Origin of the sequence: Treponema phagedenis (assembly GCF_008153345.1) — a bacterium.
Taxonomy (GTDB): Bacteria; Spirochaetota; Spirochaetia; order Treponematales; family Treponemataceae; genus Treponema; species Treponema phagedenis.
Genome location: NZ_CP042818.1, coordinates 593,548 through 611,944 on the forward strand (window position 1 = coordinate 593,548; position 18,397 = coordinate 611,944).

Annotated in this window: 12 protein-coding genes, 1 tRNA gene and 1 pseudogene; 5 read left to right on the forward strand and 9 right to left on the reverse strand. The window is 41.4% G+C overall.

Annotation, left to right across the window (positions count from 1 at the left end; genetic code table 11):
- Positions 1 to 19: 19 nt before the first annotated feature.
- Entirely contained in the window at positions 20 to 1,552 is a 1,533-nt protein-coding gene (locus FUT79_RS02630; RefSeq protein ID WP_024752084.1) for an AbgT family transporter, read from the forward strand.
- Between the two features lie 418 nt (positions 1,553 to 1,970).
- Complete coding sequence (locus FUT79_RS02635) at positions 1,971 to 3,158, forward strand: MalY/PatB family protein (protein ID WP_148879585.1); 1,188 nt, start codon at positions 1,971 to 1,973, stop codon at positions 3,156 to 3,158.
- A gap of 311 nt (positions 3,159 to 3,469) precedes the next feature.
- Here FUT79_RS02635 and FUT79_RS02640 read toward each other — a convergent pair whose 3' ends face one another.
- Complete coding sequence (locus FUT79_RS02640) at positions 3,470 to 4,525, reverse strand: NAD(P)H-dependent glycerol-3-phosphate dehydrogenase (RefSeq protein WP_148889228.1); 1,056 nt, start codon at positions 4,523 to 4,525, stop codon at positions 3,470 to 3,472.
- Positions 4,526 to 5,272: 747 nt separating this feature from the next.
- Positions 5,273 to 5,509 (reverse strand): exodeoxyribonuclease VII small subunit, encoded by a 237-nt coding sequence (gene xseB / locus FUT79_RS02645; protein WP_024752087.1) that lies wholly within the window; start codon positions 5,507 to 5,509, stop codon positions 5,273 to 5,275.
- A gap of 899 nt (positions 5,510 to 6,408) precedes the next feature.
- Here xseB and FUT79_RS02650 point away from each other — a divergent pair.
- Positions 6,409 to 7,860 (forward strand): carbon starvation CstA family protein, encoded by a 1,452-nt coding sequence (locus tag FUT79_RS02650; protein WP_024752088.1) that lies wholly within the window; start codon positions 6,409 to 6,411, stop codon positions 7,858 to 7,860.
- A gap of 250 nt (positions 7,861 to 8,110) precedes the next feature.
- Here the strand turns inward: FUT79_RS02650 and udp are convergent, their stop codons facing one another.
- From udp to FUT79_RS02675, 5 genes are all read right to left on the reverse strand, one after another.
- Positions 8,111 to 8,890, reverse strand: a complete 780-nt coding sequence (gene udp / locus FUT79_RS02655; protein ID WP_024752089.1) for a uridine phosphorylase — start codon at positions 8,888 to 8,890, stop codon at positions 8,111 to 8,113.
- A gap of 121 nt (positions 8,891 to 9,011) precedes the next feature.
- Positions 9,012 to 9,095 (reverse strand) — tRNA-Leu (locus tag FUT79_RS02660).
- A 175-nt stretch (positions 9,096 to 9,270) separates the two neighbouring features.
- Complete coding sequence (locus tag FUT79_RS02665; protein WP_024752090.1) at positions 9,271 to 9,915, reverse strand: YoaK family protein; 645 nt, start codon at positions 9,913 to 9,915, stop codon at positions 9,271 to 9,273.
- 34 nt (positions 9,916 to 9,949) lie between these two features.
- Positions 9,950 to 10,300: a nitrous oxide-stimulated promoter family protein gene (locus FUT79_RS02670; protein WP_002700416.1), complete on the reverse strand. Its 351-nt coding sequence runs from the start codon at positions 10,298 to 10,300 to the stop codon at positions 9,950 to 9,952.
- Between the two features lie 32 nt (positions 10,301 to 10,332).
- Entirely contained in the window at positions 10,333 to 10,806 is a 474-nt protein-coding gene (locus tag FUT79_RS02675) for a hypothetical protein (RefSeq protein ID WP_148879264.1), read from the reverse strand.
- A gap of 238 nt (positions 10,807 to 11,044) precedes the next feature.
- On the opposite strand from FUT79_RS02675, the gene FUT79_RS02680 reads away from it, so the two are divergent.
- Entirely contained in the window at positions 11,045 to 12,235 is a 1,191-nt protein-coding gene (locus FUT79_RS02680) for an acetate/propionate family kinase (RefSeq protein WP_024752092.1), read from the forward strand.
- A gap of 182 nt (positions 12,236 to 12,417) precedes the next feature.
- Here the strand turns inward: FUT79_RS02680 and FUT79_RS02685 are convergent, their stop codons facing one another.
- Entirely contained in the window at positions 12,418 to 13,779 is a 1,362-nt protein-coding gene (locus FUT79_RS02685; RefSeq protein ID WP_024752093.1) for an MATE family efflux transporter, read from the reverse strand.
- An 834-nt stretch (positions 13,780 to 14,613) separates the two neighbouring features.
- Here FUT79_RS02685 and FUT79_RS02690 point away from each other — a divergent pair.
- The gene (locus tag FUT79_RS02690) at positions 14,614 to 17,151 is read left to right on the forward strand and encodes a ribonucleoside-diphosphate reductase subunit alpha (RefSeq protein WP_024752094.1); all 2,538 of its coding nucleotides are present in this window, start codon (positions 14,614 to 14,616) and stop codon (positions 17,149 to 17,151) included.
- A gap of 390 nt (positions 17,152 to 17,541) precedes the next feature.
- On the opposite strand, the pseudogene FUT79_RS15675 reads toward FUT79_RS02690, so the two are convergent.
- Positions 17,542 to 18,369 (reverse strand): annotated as a pseudogene (locus FUT79_RS15675) (hypothetical protein).
- Positions 18,370 to 18,397 lie beyond the last annotated feature (28 nt).

The window sequence follows — 18,397 nt, forward strand, 5'->3', positions numbered from 1 at the left end:
ACTTGTTAAGGAGGCTTACATGGAAAATAATAAAAAAGAAGTAAAGGGTTTTTTAAAGGGTGTAGAGAAGATCGGTAATAAACTTCCTCACCCTGCAATGTTGTTCATTATTTTGTCGCTAATAGTGATTATCATTTCTCATTTTGCGGCAAAATATGGAACCCCTGTTACGTATTATGATGCGAAATTAAAAAAAGAAGTTACAAAAGGTGCGGTGTCTCTGCTTAATGCGGATGGACTAAGGTATATTTTTAAGTCAGCCACATCTAACTTTACCGGCTTTGCACCGCTTGGAACAGTACTTGTTGCAATGCTCGGTGTCGGTGTTGCTGAATGGACGGGATTATTCAACACATCGCTTAAAAAATTATTGCTAAATGCAAACCCGAAAATTTTAACGCCGATTATTGTTTTTGCCGGTGTTATGAGTAATATTGCATCCGATGCCGGTTACATAATCGTAGTTCCGCTTGGAGCAATGCTTTTTGCAATGGCAGGTCGGCATCCGCTTGCGGGACTTGCCGCCGCATTTGCGGGAGTATCAGGCGGGTTCTCAGCAAACCTGTTGCTCGGAACAACCGACCCGCTGCTCACCAATATAACGAATGAAGCGTTAAAAGCTGCAAGCATTGATATGAACTTACCCGCAACTTGTAACTGGTACTTTTTAGCCGCTTCAACTATTTTTTTGACAATTGTAGGAACTTTTGTAACCGATAAAATTGTAGAAAAGAATTTAGGCGCATATCACGGAACTTATGTTCCCGACCAGGAACCTATCAGCGAGATTGAAAACAAAGGATTACGGAATGCACTCATTGCGCTTGTACTCTTTGTCGTTATCATGGGTATTTTAATGTTTCCGTCAAATGCGTTGTTTAGAGAATTGCAGAAAGATACCAATGAGTACACCTTAAAGTCGTTCCTGCATGACGGATTAATTCCTTCAATGTTGCTGTTGTTTTTAATTCCGGGACTTGTGTACGGTATGACAATCGGCAAAATTAAAAAATCTCACGACCTCGTTACTGCCATGACTGCAGGAATGAAATCGATGGGAGGTTACATGGTGCTTGCATTCTTTGCAGCGCAATTTGTTGCATACTTCGGTAAAACAAACCTCGGAACAATTTTATCGTATCGGGGTGCGGAATTTTTACAAGGAATAGGATTGCAAGGGCTTCCACTGATTCTCCTTTTTATTCTGCTGTCAGCGTTTATCAATTTGTTTATGGGTTCAGCATCCGCTAAATGGGCGATCATGGCTCCAATCTTTGTTCCGATGATGTACCTTCTCGGTTTTAATCCGGCGCTCACACAAGTTGCCTACAGAATCGGAGATTCATCAACCAATATTATTACGCCCTTGATGTCATACTTTGCAATGATAGTGGTATTCATGCAAAAATATGATGAAGATTCCGGGCTTGGAACACTTACCTCAATGATGCTCCCATACTCAATAGGATTTTTAATATTCTGGTCTGTACTGATGTGCATATGGTACGTACTCGGTCTTCCCTTAGGACCCGGAGTTACAATGTTCTTATAAACAAAATCGCAAGATACTTGCCGTCCTTGCCCCCAGTGCAAGGGCGCTAAATATCTCAATTCCGGATAAAGCCGTTATAGAAAAACTGCAACCTTACGGCAAAGTTTTTAATTATGCGCTAACCCTACTGTGTATAGCACGAAGGAGAGAAGCCATGAATAAAATCTTTTTGACAAGGAATCAAAGACAGCGAAAAACAGACTGTCCATTTAATTGAATTAGCATTCTCCCAATAAACTCCGGCGCATAAATCTACTAAACGTATTTATACAGCATCAAATCTAAAAGATAGCTTCCAGGAGCGCAGTTGATAAAAACATTCTTTTCTTCTATCATATGCATAATGCTTGAATATCCGCTTTAGACGGCCATAAGCATTTTTCAATCACCACACCATACTTAAAAAAAGGAAATAAAAATGAAATACGATTTTACAACAAAAGTTAATAGAAAAGGACAGGGCTCATACAAGTGGCAAGACATGTATAAAAAGAACCCGAATGTGAGTGAAGGGGTTGTGCCACTTTCTGTTGCCGATATGGAATTCCTAACTCAACCTGAATTAAAAGCGGGATTAAAAAAAACAATCGATGAAATGATTTTAGGATATACGGGACCAACCAGCGAATACAAAACTGCCGTAATTTCGTGGATGCAGCGGCGCCATAATTTTCATATAGAAGCTGATTGGATTGTAAATACTGCGGGGGTTGTTCCCGCAGTATTTACCGGCATCCGAGAATTCACCAACGAAGGTGACGGCGTTATTATTATGAGTCCTGTTTACTATCCTTTTTACAATGCAATCAAATTACAAAATCGAAATATTGTTGACTGCCCATTGATTGAAAAAGACGGATACTACACAATCGACTACAAACTTTTTGATAAGCTCGCTCGGAATCCTAAAAACAAAATTTTGCTTTTCTGCTCACCGCATAATCCGGTTGGCAGAGTTTGGAAAAAAGAAGAATTGGAAAAGCTTTCTGACCTGATTATTAAAAATGATCTTTTGCTTTTATCCGATGAAATTCATTTTGACTTGGTAATGCCGAATTATAAACACACGGTGTTTCAAACACTCAGTGATGACCTCGCGGAAAAAACACTTACCTTTACCGCTCCTTCCAAAACATTTAATATTGCGGGAATGGGATTAAGCAATGCGATTATCAAAAACAAAGAACTTCGGACTCGGTTCATTGCGGCGCTCGACACTATTTCCGCATCACCGATGACAGCGCTTGGGTTCAAAGCTTGCGAAATAGTATACAATGAATGTGAGCAATGGCTGGAAGAATGTCTGAAAGTAATTGATACAAATCAACGATTACTGCATACATGGTTTAAAGCAAACCATCCGGCAATAAAGGCGCCGCTTATTGAAGGCACCTATTTGCAATGGGTTGATTTTCGTGCGCTCGGACTTGATAATGAATCGTTAGAAAACTTTATGATACACGAAGCTGAATTGTTTTTAGATGAGGGATACATCTTCGGTAAAAACGGTTCCGGCTTTGAACGATTTAATCTTGCCGCTCCAACCAAAATACTTGAAGAAGCACTCGACAGATTGGACAGGGCACTGAAAAAATTAGGAAAATAAAAACAGCGGTTTGACCGGAGCAAGCGGAATAAAAATCTATTGCAAACAAGAAAAGTCTTTTTTATGTTCCCTAATACATAAAATTGAGCTCGACACAACGCAACGGTGGGCAAACTTACCATAGGAATACTGAATCTGTAAGCCGTTACGGTTAATGCTCCAATTAGCATAACAGCAACGTAATTACAAAACGCTCTATTAGTGCATGTAAGCGTCTGCTCAAGCAGTTTTGCTCCGTATCGGAAATACTGCTTTTTGCGGCAAAGGAATTCTGTAATGTCCGCTTTGGTAAAACCGCCGGAGTTGTTCATTTATACCAATATCTTTTCAACAAAACCTTGGGGACTTTCTTCCTTATTTAAGATTGAGTAGAGTCCGGTGCAAATAGGTAGTTTTAAACCGTGGTTTTCCGCAATTATTTTTACATATTTGCAGGCGATAACGCCTTCGGCAAGATACTGCACTTCGGGAAGGCGTTTTATGAGGTCTTCAATATTTTTAAACGGAGAAAGAATGTTTTTGTGAACAATGTCTCTGCCGAAGCGGCGGTTCCGTCCGTATTTACTGCGGCAGGTAACGTCCAAGTCTCCGACGCCCGCAATCGAGGTGAAGGTTTCAGGATGGGTTGCACCGAGCGCTCTGCCGATAATTTGTATTTCGTTTAAGCCCGCCGCCAGCAAAAGGGATTCAGTATTGTCACCGAAAATTTCCGATGAGTCGGTGATGGCGTCCAGAATGCCGAAAGCTACGGCGATAACATTTTTTACGGCGGCGCAAACCTGCACGCCAATCGGGTCTAAGCTGGAATATACTTGCAAACTTTTTGAGCGCAAGAGCTCCCGCACTCGAATTGCCGACATCGGATTATTGCTTGCGGCGATTAAGCCAGTTACTTTGCCTAAAGCAACTTCTTCGCCGTGACTCGGACCTGAAATATATACTAAATGATTTTTGTAAAAATCGGGGAGAATTCTTTCAAGCTCCTGCGTGATAAGTTTCGGTTCTCCGTTTGAATCGGTGACAAAGCCTTTAGTCAAAATTCCGATAGAAGGAAAGGATTCATTGGTAAGATTGCTGAATGCGGCGGTTTTTATCATTTTTTTGACGATGTCCGCCAGATATAGCGAAGGAGGCGCCAGAATAATCAAATCTTTTTTCGCACATACTTTTTCTAAATCGGTTGAGGCTTTTAAGTTTTTCGGCAAGTTTATGCCGGGAAGATATTTCGGGTTGATATGCTCCGCATTGATTAAGCGGCATACCTGTTCGCTGCGCCCCCAGAGTTCAACGGTTTGACCGTTTTTTGCAAGTGAAACCCCGACGGCGGTTCCCCATGCGCCGGCGGATATAATTCCAATTTGAGCCATATGGTTCTCCTCATTATAACTATTTAATAAATGGTTTTGGTAGCCTTTTTAAGTTTGTAAATTACTCTTTCTGTTATGTTCGAATACACAAAAAGCTGCTAATAAAGCGCCGGCACTACTGTACCCAATGTTGAGTAATTTGTATAGTGAACATGTCGATTCTTAGAAGGCTTACGCATGAACAAGGACAGCCACTCCTTAAACCGCGCTTTTAAGTGCTGATCCCAAACAATGTTTAAAAGCATCAATACTGCTTTGTAAAATTGAAGCGTTTAAACTCACAGGTTTAGTTTTTGACAAGGACGTCAAAAATCAGAACGGGCGCGGACGCCCGTGGTTCCAAACAGCAGCGACGTTTTAAAGCAAAAGTATTTGTAAAGCTTTAAAACTCGTGGTTTGGTTTTGACAAGGACGTCAAAACCAAACCGTTGTGTCAAACTCTTTTTTATAAAACTTTTTACGTTTTGGTAAGATGTATTAAAAAACGAATCGACTTATTAAAAAAAACGTTATACTACTGCGATTTTAATTTGATTTTTCGCCGAAGAGGGGTTGCCAGGGCGACCCGATGGTATAACCGGTTTTATAACGATAACCGAACGGAAAGATTTTTTATTCTTTCGCTTATTTTCTTTTGCGGTTTCCCATCTATATTAATAATCTTTTTACAGCGACGATGCATGCAAAAATTATCTTTCGGTTTAAATGTTCAGTAGCGAAGGCAATAACACAAAATTTATAATAAGTTTATTTTAAATCTTCTTGTGAAAAAAGCTCCAATTCCGGTTTTTCGTTTTCTTCTGTCGGCTGATTCATTAAAATTTGAATCTTTCCTTCAATTTTATCAATATCTTTTTCTAAACTTTTTGCAAGTTTAATACCTTCTTCAAACATTGTAAGGGCATCTTCCAAGGGAATATCCGTGTTTCTGATAGAGTTACTTAATTCTTCTAACCGTGAAAGCCTTTCTTCAAATTTTTTCATAGCAACCTCGTTTTGAAGTATACTAAATTTCTTTTTTTTGGTACAGGAGTTTTTATGAAAGAGATAAAACGAAAAAGTATTTTTCTGAATCAAAATTTAGGCAGATAGCAGGAGTTTAAAAATTCTTTATATCGCGATTCTGAAACTTAAAATGACAGAAAGCGGATAAACTACTGTAGCGTTTTGTAAGTAACTTCCCTGTTATAAAAATCGGGGCATCAACAATAAGGGACTGCGGATTTAAGTATTCCTATGGTAAATTGCTCACCGTTGTCAAAATCAGAACCGCCACGGACGGCGGTGGTTCTAAACAGAAACGACGTTTTAAAAGCACAACCGCTTTCAAGTGCTTTTAAAACTCGTTGGTTAGTTTTTGACGCGGACGTTAAAACCGTGTTTAAGCATTCCTATGGTAAGTTTACTCGCCGTTGCACCGTGTCGGGCTCTTTTTATAATAGGGAGTTTTTAAACTCGCAGGTTTCATTTTGCCACGGACGACAAAACTCAGAACCGCCACGGACGGCGGTGGTCCAAACAGAATTGAGTTTGAAAACTACCACAGCGTACTCGGAGTTTTCAAACTCATAGGTATAATTTTGCCACGGACGGCAAAAACTCAGAACGGGCACGGACGCCCGTGGTTCCAAACAGAAACGATGTTTTAAAGCAAAAGTATTTGTAAAGCTTTAAAACTCGCAGGTTTCATTTTGCCACGGATGGCAAAATGAAACCGTTGTGTCAAACTCTTTTTTATAAAATTTTTTACGTTTTGGGTAGGATGTATTAAAAACGAATTGACTTATCAAAAAAACGTTATACTGCTTTATTTTATAAAGAATTTGCGTTTTTAAAAAAACGGGAGTATAATTAGGGTAGATTTCAGTGAGGAGGTTTTGAGTATGCTCACTTTCTTTATTTGTTTGGCAATACTTATCGTTGGGTATTTTCTTTACGGTAAGTATACCGAGATGGTGTTTGGTCCTACTTCTGATCCGACTCCTGCCATGACGATGCAGGATGGGGTGGATTATATTCCTTTGAGTACCCCGAAGGTGTTTTTAATTCAGCTATTAAACATAGCAGGTTTAGGACCGATTTTCGGCGCGATTGCCGGAGCTTTATGGGGTCCATCAGCATTTTTATGGATAGCGCTCGGCACAATTTTTGCAGGCGGTGTCCATGATTATCTTTCCGGCATGATTTCAGAAAGGCATAACGGGGCAAGTATTTCGGAGCTTTCCGGCATTTACCTTGGACCGATTATGAAATTTATTATGCGCATTTTTGCTATTGTGTTGCTTGTCTTGGTAGGAACAGTCTTCATGAAAGGACCTGCCGATTTATTGGCAAAACTGACACCCGAAGCGCTTAATGCAAATTTCTGGCTTATCGTTGTATTAATCTACTACTTTTTAGCAACATTACTTCCGATAGACCAAATTATTGGAAAGATTTATCCGGTTTTCGGTGTTGTTCTCATTATCATGGCGCTTGGTATCGGCGGCGAAATTCTGTTTCATGCATTTAGCGGAACAATGACTATTCCCGAATTCAGCTTTATAAACCCGCATCCAAAAGGATTGCCGCGCTGGCCTTTGCTTTTTATCACCATTGCCTGCGGGGCTATTTCAGGCTTCCATGCAACTCAATCACCATTGATGGCTCGCTGTATTAAAACCGAAGCAGACGGACGAAAAGTTTTTTACGGAGCAATGGTAGGAGAGGGAATCATCGCACTTATCTGGGCAGCAGCCGGTATGACTTTTTATAACGGAACTGCAGGACTTGCCCAAGCTCTGTCAAACGGCGGTCCCGCTGCGGTTGTCTATGACATTTCGTTCAGTTTATTAAAACATGCTGGAGGCTTTCTTGCGATACTCGGAGTAATTGCCTGCCCGATAACTTCCGGCGACACCGCATTCCGCAGCGCCCGATTAACTATTGCGGATTGGTTCAAAGTCGATCAAAAACCTTGGAAAAGCCGGTTGCTTATTTCAATTCCATTGTTGGGAGTAGGAGGACTTCTCACTCGGATAAATTTTGACATTATTTGGCGGTATTTTGCTTGGTCAAATCAAACCTTGGCGATGATAGCGCTATGGGTAGCAGCAATGTATCTTTTCCTCAACAAAAAGAATTATTTCATTGCAGTTGTTCCTGCAACATTTATGAGTGCGGTAAGCATGACCTACATCTTAATAGCGCCGGAAGGGTTCCGACTTCCCCAAACTATCGCTTACCCTGCCGGTATTATTTTTGCAGTAGCCTGTCTTTTAACCTTTGTTATTGTGATAATCAATAAAAAGAAAAAAGGACTTGTGGTGCCACCTACTCCGGTAACAAGCGTATAGCGCAAGCTCAATAGCATGAACAAAAACCCCGCCATATAGAAATTATTCTTATGGCGGGGTTTTTTATTATAAAGCTTTCTCCTGCCATCCGTAAGGGTTACCATAGGGACAGCGAATCCGCAAAGCCTTTGTTGCTGATGCTCCAGTTAAGATAATAGCAACATAATTGCAAAATGCTATAATAAAGATGCAAATATAAAGATACAAAATTAAAAACTAAAACAATTATACTGAAATTTGCTGATAGAAATTATTTTCTTTTATCTGATTTAATAAGAATTTTGACAGCCTCTATCGCCGTTTTAATTGCAGCTTCCGTGTCGTGCACTTGCGTATCTTCCAAACCCTTTTCGCGGCGAACCTGATTTCCTACCACCAAGAGCACCGCCCCGGTGCGTACACGCCGAACGCTGCCCACAATAAAAAGTGCTGCAGATTCCATTTCAGATGCAAGAGCCCCGCACGCAATCCACGCATTCCACTTTTGATTCAACTCATACGAAACCGGCATAGTATCCGGTGAATGCTGCCCGTAAAAATTATCCTTACACTGCGCAACTCCAAGATGATAAGGCAGATTGAGTCCTTCGGCAGCATCCTTTAATGCGGTCGTAACGTCAAAGTCCGCAATCGCCGGATACTCAATCGGAGCGTACTCCTTCGTTGTTCCTTCAAACCGAATTGCACCGGTTGCAACAACCAAATCTCCGGCGAGAATATCTTCCTGCATACCTCCTGCAGTTCCAACACGAATAAAAGTATCCGCCCCGCAATGAATTAACTCCTCCAAACCGATTGCGGTAGAAGGGCCGCCCATTCCGGTTGACATAACCGTTACACGCTCTCCGGCTAAAGTACCTGTATAGGTTGTGTATTCTCGATTTTGACCAACCTTCACTGCCCCGTCAAAATGCTTTGCAATTTTTTCGCTGCGTCCGGGGTCGCCGGGCAAAATCACGTACCGCCCTACATCTTCTTTACTCAAACCTATATGATACTCTTTATTTCCCTGCATATATACTAACGCCATACAACCTCCATATAAGTATATTATTATACAAAGTAAAAAATAAAACAATAGGAAAAATAATTACAATGCGATGAAATTGAAGATAAACCGAGAAAGAATTTGATTGCAAAACGTTAAAATATGCCGGCGAAGGGACTTGAACCCTTACGAGGTTGCCCTCAATAGATTTTGAGTCTATCGTGTATACCAATTTCACCACGCCGGCGAAGATGTTGCTATACTAGCAAAAATTAATTCTTTTGTAAAGAGGTGATTTTTATATTACGCTGGAGTATCAGACAAAACATCGCTTGGAATTGAGCAACGGTGGGCAGTTTACCATAGGGTTGCTGATGGCAAGCCTTAGCCTCGCCTTGTTTCAGTTGTTCTTATGACGCTCCTTATCGTATAAAAAAGGAAAGCACAAAAAGTAAGAAGCTGTCAAACCAGATGGCGTGTACGCCAAGCAGTCTCGAAAGGATGCCACCAATGCCTGCCCCAACTGCAAATATGCAAATAACAAGATAAATGGTCAGCGCTTTGTTTCTGACAGACGGTTCACCTTTATGGTGATAATCGCTTAAGAATTCGGTTGCCTTTCGTAAATTACCAACGCACATGGTTGTGGCAAAGTTCAGCTCGCCGAAAGCGTCAAAGCCGACGGTCTGAAGGGCACAGGCAAAGTTGAGCATAACGTTTGCGAGAATATTATATTCTTGCGGTAGAAAACCAACCAGCAGCATAACAAAGCTTTCAAAAAGCACAATGATTCTTCTGTAATGAATTCTCTGCAGATCTTTGTATCGTCGTTTTATATAACTCGCCGCATACACACCGAGTATGAAAAAGCTGATAGGAAAAATATACCGGAGGATTTTAAGCGCATTCCCTTCGATAATCGCTTGCGCTAAAAATATAATATTGCCGGTTTGCGCATTTGCAAAAACCTTGTCTCTGACAAAATAAGAATAGGTGTCCATAAAGCCGCCGGCAATGGTTAAAAATCCGCCCAATATTAAACTTTCAGCAAAATGACTCTTTTTCAAAAACCACCTCTTTTTATAAATAATGAAACACAGCTCACTTTTGCAATTTTTTCGGCAAGGGCGGCGGGTGCTTTTTGCTTTTCAGCGTACTTATTAAATGTGCAATACTCATAATCGGATGTCGAAAAAGCAAGCGCGGCCCGCTATACCGCATAACCTTTTTTATTTCTTCCCGCATATTTTTTGCGTAACAATGAATCGGACAAACATTGCAAAAGGGTTTAAAATCTTCCTCTTTATAAAGGCAGTGCTCAATCCGTAAATGCGCATAGTTTTTCAGCTCTTCCGCATTGAACTGCGCGCCGCCCTTATGCCCCCTTACGTACATATCAATCATGAGGTCAACCAGTTTTTTTTCTTGCTCGATACGTTTGCGTTTTTTCATTGACGGACTTCCTTGCAATACTGCAAAACAAGTTATGAGGTTTTGCGAGTAAGCATTATTTCAACCTGCTTTTTCATTGCCGTTACTTTTACCGTGAGATTGCATGTTTTTTCATCAAAACTTCCACTTAAAAATGCTGCCTTTTTTGAAGCAAGCACTGAGTAGGTTCCCTGTATTTCTTTTAAGTCATATAGCCCTTCGTCATTACGCTCAAGATTTTCTTTAGGGATGATGAATTTAAATGAAGAAGAAAAAGGCATTTTGCCGAGTTTAAAACTGCCTGACTCTATGAGCAAACTGCCGTCTTCATATTTTTTAAACACAAGCAGGATTTTGTTTGTTGTTTTTTGTTTATCGATTTTTGCATAAATTATTTTTTTCGTTCCGTTTGAGCTTGCAAAAACATCGCTTGTATACTGCCACTCTGCATTTTCCGCATAGCAGGAAAGCACCGAAAAAATAAAGCAGACAGCCATCAAAAAAAGATTTCGTACATGAGTTTTCATAAAGAGAGTATAATAAAAGTACCGGAAAAAGTATATTACCGGAAATCTTACCTACGTCGATTTTTACGGCACAAGGCTTTACGCATTTAATTTTAAAGATTAGATTAAAGGCCGCTAAAACTTGCAATAAAAAAACAAAATATTTATGTGTAAATTCATTGCTTTTATATCTTGAGATAGACTCTTACCGGTTTTTACGATATGATAGAGCGAAAATTCAACTTTTAGGAGAATTAAGATGAAAATTTTAGTTATTAACTGCGGCAGCTCTTCGCTGAAATATCAGTTGATTGATATGTCAAACGAAAGCATTTTAGTAAAAGGTCTTGCGGAACGGATTGGCATTGATGGCTCCCGCCTTAAGCATGAAAAAAAAGGAATGGATGCGGTTGTTATTGAAAAGCCGATGCCGGATCACACAACGGCGGTAAAACTTGTACTTGATGCGCTGGTTGATAAAAATCACGGAGTCATACAATCCATGGATGAGATTGCGGCGGTGGGACATCGAGTTGTACACGGCGGCGATAAATTCAAAGAGCCGGCAATTATTAATGATGCAGTTATGAAGGATATTCGCGCCTGTATTCCGCTTGGCCCGCTTCATAACCCCGCAAATATTATGGGCATTGAAGCATGTATGAAGCTTATGCCGAACACACCGATGGTTGCGGTATTTGATACTGCCTTCCATCAAACTCTTTCACCCGAAAATTATATGTATGCAATTCCGTATAAATATTATGAAAAACTTAAGATAAGAAAATACGGCTTTCACGGAATTTCACACCGCTTTGTTTCTCAAAGAGCTATAGAGATGTTGGGAAATAAGCCGAATTCAAAGATTATAACCTGCCATCTTGGAAACGGTTCAAGCTTAGCTGCAGTAAAAGATGGAAAATGTATTGATACTTCGATGGGACTTACTCCTTTGGAAGGTTTAGTGATGGGCACCAGATCCGGAGATTTAGACCCGGCGATTATCGGTTTTATTATGAATGAGGAAAAAATTTCTGCGGATCAGGTTAATAATATTTTGAATAAAGAATCCGGTGTGCTTGGCATTTCAGGTGTCAGCAGTGATTTCCGCGATATTGATGTAGCGGCGGCCGAAGGAAATGAGCGCGCACAACTTGCGTTGAGCATGTTTGTTAATCAGGTAAGAAAATATATCGGCTCGTATATTGTACAGCTCGGCGGTATTGATGCCTTAGTGTTTACAGCCGGAATCGGCGAAAACGCCGCCGATATCCGCGAAAAAGTTTGCACCGGCTTAGACTTTTTAGGACTTGAAATAGATCCGCAAAAAAACAACATCCGCGGCAAGGAAGCAGTGGTCAGCAAAGATTCTTCGCCAAAAAAGATTTTTGTTATTCCCACCAACGAAGAACTGATGATTGCAAAAGATACCATGTTGCTGGTAAAGTAAAAACTAAACCACGAGTTTGAAAACTCCGAGTACGCTGTGGTAGTTTTCAAACTCAGTTCTGCTTGGAACCACCGCCGTCCATGGCGGTTCTGATTTTGCCGTCCTTGTCAAAACCAAACCTGCGAGTTTTAAAAGCACTTGCAAAAGGTTGTGCTTGAAAGCTCAACTTACCAAAAGAACGGCTACATTAATGTAATATTCCGTATCATTTTATTATACACTTTTTTAAACATAACAATGCTCATAAAAGCTGCCGCTAATTCCGCAATGGGGAATGCCGCCCATACAACGTCGATACTGAAGAGTTTTGAAAATATGTAGGCAAGCGGCAAAATGATTACCAGCTGCCGCATAATCGAAATATACAAGCTGTATCTTCCTATGCCGATTGCTTGGAACAGAGAAGACAAGGTAATACCGATTGCAGCGAGCATAAAGGACAGCGAAATAATACGAAGTGCGGGCACTCCGATTTTGAGCATCTCTTCAGTTGCGGAAAACATACTCAATAATTGTTGCGGCATTACCCAGAATAAAAGCATCCCGATTGCGGTAATAATAACGGCAATAATCAAACCGTAACGCAAGGTTGTCATCATGCGCTGCCTTTTTTTTGCGCCGAAGTTGTATCCGAAAATAGGCATAATACCCTGCATTAAGCCGAACACCGGCATGTACACAAATGATTGCAGTTTAAAATATACGCCGAGCACGGCAACTGCCGCTTCCGAAAGCGCGATTAAAATACCATTTAACATGGTAATTAACAATGAAGCAATAGATTGCATTATAATTGCCGGAAAGCCTACGGTGTAAATTTCTTTTGCAACCGCAAAGCTCCATTTATATTTTTTCATGCTGATATGCACTTCGTGATCCTTCTTCCACAAAATATAAGAAGCAAACACAAGTGCAAAAAACTGACCGATTACGGTCGCTAAGGCAGCTCCCGCAACACCCATCTCGGGACAACCGAGTAAACCGAAAATCATAATCGGATCTAAAATAATATTGGTGATTGCTCCGGTTAATTGAAACAGCATGGGATAAATCATATTGCCGGTAGCTTGTAGAATTTTTTCAAAATTGATTTGTAAAAAAACGGCAAAAGAGCAAATACATACAATCTGCAAATACACGGTTGCATTTTCGCTAATGTACGGATCATCGGTAAACGATGCTATAAAGTGCCTAACGCCGAATATGCCGATGAGTGCGAAAATTGCACTGTTTATTAAACCCAAATACACGCCGTGCGTTGCCGCGAGGTTGGCTTCTTCTTGGCGCTTTTCGCCCAAGCGGCGGGAGATTAAAGAGTTAAGTCCGATTGCAGTGCCCACAGACAGAGCCAGCACAAAAATTTGTATCGGAAAGGCAAGGCTTACCGCCGTTAAAGCTTTGCTGTTGTACCTTGCTACGAATATACTGTCAACCACATTGTAAAGAGATTGAATCAGCATGGAAAACATTGCCGGTAAGGACATTTTTACGATAAGAGGTAATACGGGGGCGATGCCCATTTTATTTTCTTTTACTTGTTCCATATACCCTATAACTTTTATCACTTTTGCGGATATTATGGAAGTGTTCTAAAACTGTAAGCAGGGCTTGCGCATGAATAAGGGGCGGCTGCCCCTTAGACCCTGCTTTGGTGTGCTGCGCACCACTTTGTTGGAGGTTTTGTAAAATTTATTCGCTTATGCTTCGCATGCAGGGCGTTACGGCACCCCTGCACCCCGCCGTTAGGAGGAAGAGGGCACACTTGTTCAGAGCAAGTTTTCCCTCTTCCTCCTAAGACCTCCATCTCCCTTTCAACGCTGCTTAGGGCTCTGCCCTAAGAACCCGTCTTGGTGGCCAATGGTTTGCAGTATCCGCCGTCGAGTAAATAGGTTTTCAGTTGTGGTGGGCACGTAATAGTGGATGTGTATTGTGGAAGTTTTCAGTAGCTGCTGCGCAGGGCTGTTCAGGCTTATGCTTCGCATTAAGGGGCGGCTGGCACTTTACCGCAGAGTATAAGCGAGTAAGCTTTTGATACTATGGTAAGTTTACTCACCGTTGCTAAATTCCAAACGATGTTTTAAAGCATCAACACAAAACGGTAAAATTGAAGCTTTAAAACTCGTTGGCGAAGGTACAGTAAATTTTCAAAACTTCGCCGTTGCGCCGTGTCGGACTCTTTTAAAAAAAAGCGGTAGTTTTTTAACATGAGTTGGGTTAGGCGGGGTATTTTCCCATTTATCCGCAGTTTTAGTTTTTGCCTTGACAATCCCGTATCTTGTGTATATAATCGGAAAATCTTAAATAACACACAATATATAGCGTAATCCTAATGCGGGATTACGTTTTGTTTTGTCTAGTATAAACAGAAAGGACGGAAAATGGAAATTATAAAAAGAAACGGCGAGCGGCGCCCGTATGAGGCGGAGAAGATTGGGCGGGCGATTAGGGCGGCTTTTGACAGTGTGCCCGCTTCTCCGCATACGGATATCGGAAAAATTGTTGACAGTCTGACGATGGAGATTGAAGGCGATATTAAGGATTTAAGCAAAAACGGTAATCTTGTGCAGGTGGAAACTATTCAGGATTTGGTGGAAAAAACTCTGATAGAGCATAATTATTATGCGGAAGTAAAGAATTTTATTTTATATCGGGTTGACCGAACTAAAAAACGGGACGCGCGGAAGACAATCGAACAGAGTTTTCCGACTATCGATGTTCGCAGTGTTTTGCTTGAAGTCCAAAATGATTTTACCGAAGATGAATACAATCTTAATCTCCTTTCGCATAAATTCCATTCGTTTAAAAAAAATGATATGAGTGAGCGGGAGTGTTTAAATTTGCTGATAAAAGCGGCGGTGGAGCTGACCGCACAGGAAGCGCCGCGCTGGGAGCTTATTGCATCTCGTCTTTTGATGTTAAGTTTTACGGAGGAGCTCTCCGTTGAATTGGAAAAGCGAAACATTCACTCTTTTTACGAAAAAATAAGTTATTTGGAAGAGAATGGTTTATACGGCGACTATATCAGAAAGCATTATACAAAAGAAGAGCTTGAGACCGCTTTTTCGTATATTGATACTGAGCGGAATAAGCTGTTAACGTACAGCAGTTTGGATATGCTTTTGCGGCGTTATGTGATCAGGACGCGCGGGCATATTCCGCTTGAAACGCCGCAGGAAATGTTTTTAGGTATTGCGCTGCATTTGGCGATGCTTGAAAAAGAAAAGCGCATGTATTGGGTAAAGCAATTTTATGATATGTTGAGCAAGTTGCAAGTTACAATGGCAACGCCGACTATTTCCAATGCGCGTAAACCGTATCATCAGCTTTCTTCCTGTTTTATCGATACCGTACCCGACTCGCTGGACGGGATTTACCGCAGTATAGATAATTTTGCAAAGATATCCAAATTCGGCGGCGGTATGGGCTTATACTTCGGAAAGGTGCGCGCAGTGGGTTCTCCGATACGGGGGTTTCAAGGTGCGGCAGGCGGTATTATCCGCTGGATTAAGCTTGCAAACGATACGGCGGTTGCCGTTGACCAGCTTGGCGTTCGGCAGGGCTCTGTTGCGGTGTATTTGGATATTTGGCATAAAGATGTGCCCGAATTTTTGCAGCTGCGCACCAATAACGGCGATGACCGTATGAAAGCGCACGATGTGTTCCCTGCCATTTGTTACCCCGACCTTTTTTGGAAAACCGTCCGCGATGATATTAACGCTTCATGGTATTTGATGTGCCCGCATGAAATCCTTTCGGTAAAGGGGTATTCGCTTGAAGATTATTTCGGCGATGAGTGGGAAAAGCGATACAAGGATTGCGTGCAGGATTCGCGCATATCAAAACGGGAAATTCCGATAAAAGAGTTGGTGCGCCTCATTCTTAAATCTGCGGTGGAAACCGGCACTCCTTTTGCCTTTTATCGAGACGCTGCAAACAAAACAAACCCGAACGGGCATAAGGGCATGATTTATTGCTCTAATCTTTGCACGGAAATTGCGCAAAATATGAGCCCGATACAATCGCAAAGTCAGGAAATAAAAACAGTTGACGGCGAAACGGTTGTGGTAACCACCACCAAGCCCGGAGATTTTGTTGTTTGCAATTTAGCCTCGCTGGTACTTGGAAATATCGAAGTTACCGACCGAAAAGAATTACAGCGGATTGTGTATTCGGTTGTGCGCGCTCTCGATAATGTAATTGATTTAAACTATTATCCGGTGCCCTATGCGAAAATTACCAACGGGCAATACCGCGCAATCGGGCTTGGCACCTCAGGTTATCACCACATGCTTGCAAAACAGAATATCGCTTGGGAGAGTGAAGAGCATTTACGCTTTGTCGACAAGGTATTTGAAGATATCAATTTTGCCGCGATTGAAGCGAGTATGCAAATTGCAAAAGAGAAGGGAAGCTATTTGTATTTTGAGGGCAGTGATTGGCAAACCGGTGCGTATTTTACCAAACGAAACTACACGTCCGAGCGCTGGCAAGCCTTGCAAAAAGAGGTGCAGACTTCCGGAATGCGCAACGGGTATTTACTTGCCATTGCGCCGACAAGCTCAACCTCCATTATTGCGGGAACCACCGCAGGCACCGACCCGGTTATGAAGCGCTACTTCCTTGAAGAAAAAAAAGGCGCCCTCATGCCGCGCGTAGCCCCCGCACTTTCGATGAAAACTTTTTGGTTATATAAAAATGCGCACCTTATTGCCCAAGAATGGAGCATGCGCGCCGCAGGCGTCCGCCAACGCCATGTTGATCAGGCGCAATCGGTAAACTTATACATCACCACCGATTACACGTTCAAAAAAGTGCTCGGCTTATACCTGAAAGCTTGGGAAGAAGGCGTAAAATCCATCTACTACGTGCGCAGCCAATCCCTCGAAGTGGAAGAATGCGAAACCTGTAGCTCCTAACCAAACCTACGAGTTTTAACGCTTCTATTATAAGAAGAGCTCGACACGGCGCACGGGCGAAACCTTGGAATTGCTACTATAACGTTTTTTTAATACGTCGATTCGTTTTTTAATACATCTTACCAAAAACGTAAAAAATTTTATAAAAAAGAGTTCGACACGGCGCAACGGTGGGCAATTTACCATAGGAATGGCGAAGTCGGTAAGTAAAAAAGGCTTCCGCTTTTAAAACATCGCTGCTGCATGGAACCGTCGCCATGACGGCAGCGGATGTATAAAAACTAATTAAGGGAGCAAAAAGACAGCGCGCTTATACAAAAAAAGACAGCACCGAGAACTCGGGCTGTCTTTTTTATTGCTTGCAATAAAACGCTTTGACGCTATTTACACTTATTTAAAAATGAGCATTGATGCGCTTAATATAACAATGTTTAAAAGCGCAATAATTATCATTGGTTTTGTTACAAACTTAACCCATGTCGTATAATCTACCTTGGACATTTGCAATCCGCCCATTACTACTCCCGAGGTCGGGGTAACAAGGTTTACAAGACCGCAACCGGCAGAGAAAATCATAATCATAATTTCAGGGCTTAAACCGATTGCTGCTGCAAGGCCTCCCATTACCGGAATAGATACGGATGCCAGACCGGAAGTCGAAGGGATTAAGAACGATAAGAGCAAATAAAGAATATATGATCCGATTACAAAAATAATCGGATTTGTTCCCCTGAGCGCACTTGCCGCTCTATCAAGGATAAGTGCATCAATATGAGTTGACTGCATGAGAACAAACACTGCTCATGAAACTACAATAATAAGAACAACAGAAAGAATATCAGCGGCTCCTGCCATAAAGTTTTTTATAAGCTCTTTTTCATCCATTCCTGCAACGATTCCTATAATAATTTCCATCACAAAGAACCACATAGCAATTTCTCCAAAGTACCAGTTACCGTAATCAGCACCGGTCAGGAACGATGACCATCCGTCAAATACATGCACCCCAAGATCGTTCCACGGAATTAAAGAGCCTATCATTACTATGAAAGTGATAGCAAAAATGATTAAAATTGTCTTATGCTTTCCGGTAAAATCAATCGTTTTGCTTTCGTCAAACTTAAACTCTTTTTCCATATTTTCTACTTCCTGTAATGAAAGCAGTGTGGAACCTTTATCGCGTTGAACTTTTTTGGCATATTTTACGACAACGATCATACAAACGATTACGGTTGAAATCCATAGG

Bases quoted from the DNA above. Each gene is read 5' to 3' on its own strand.
- FUT79_RS02630 (WP_024752084.1), top strand. From the start codon at position 20: ATGGAAAATAATAAAAAAGAAGTAAAGGGTTTTTTAAAGGGTGTAGAG.
- FUT79_RS02635 (WP_148879585.1), top strand. From the start codon at position 1,971: ATGAAATACGATTTTACAACAAAAGTTAATAGAAAAGGACAGGGCTCA.
- FUT79_RS02640 (WP_148889228.1), bottom strand. From the start codon at position 4,525: ATGGCTCAAATTGGAATTATATCCGCCGGCGCATGGGGAACCGCCGTC.
- xseB (WP_024752087.1), bottom strand. From the start codon at position 5,509: ATGAAAAAATTTGAAGAAAGGCTTTCACGGTTAGAAGAATTAAGTAAC.
- FUT79_RS02650 (WP_024752088.1), top strand. From the start codon at position 6,409: ATGCTCACTTTCTTTATTTGTTTGGCAATACTTATCGTTGGGTATTTT.
- udp (WP_024752089.1), bottom strand. From the start codon at position 8,890: ATGGCGTTAGTATATATGCAGGGAAATAAAGAGTATCATATAGGTTTG.
- FUT79_RS02670 (WP_002700416.1), bottom strand. From the start codon at position 10,300: ATGAAAAAACGCAAACGTATCGAGCAAGAAAAAAAACTGGTTGACCTC.
- FUT79_RS02675 (WP_148879264.1), bottom strand. From the start codon at position 10,806: ATGAAAACTCATGTACGAAATCTTTTTTTGATGGCTGTCTGCTTTATT.
- FUT79_RS02680 (WP_024752092.1), top strand. From the start codon at position 11,045: ATGAAAATTTTAGTTATTAACTGCGGCAGCTCTTCGCTGAAATATCAG.
- FUT79_RS02685 (WP_024752093.1), bottom strand. From the start codon at position 13,779: ATGGAACAAGTAAAAGAAAATAAAATGGGCATCGCCCCCGTATTACCT.
- FUT79_RS02690 (WP_024752094.1), top strand. From the start codon at position 14,614: ATGGAAATTATAAAAAGAAACGGCGAGCGGCGCCCGTATGAGGCGGAG.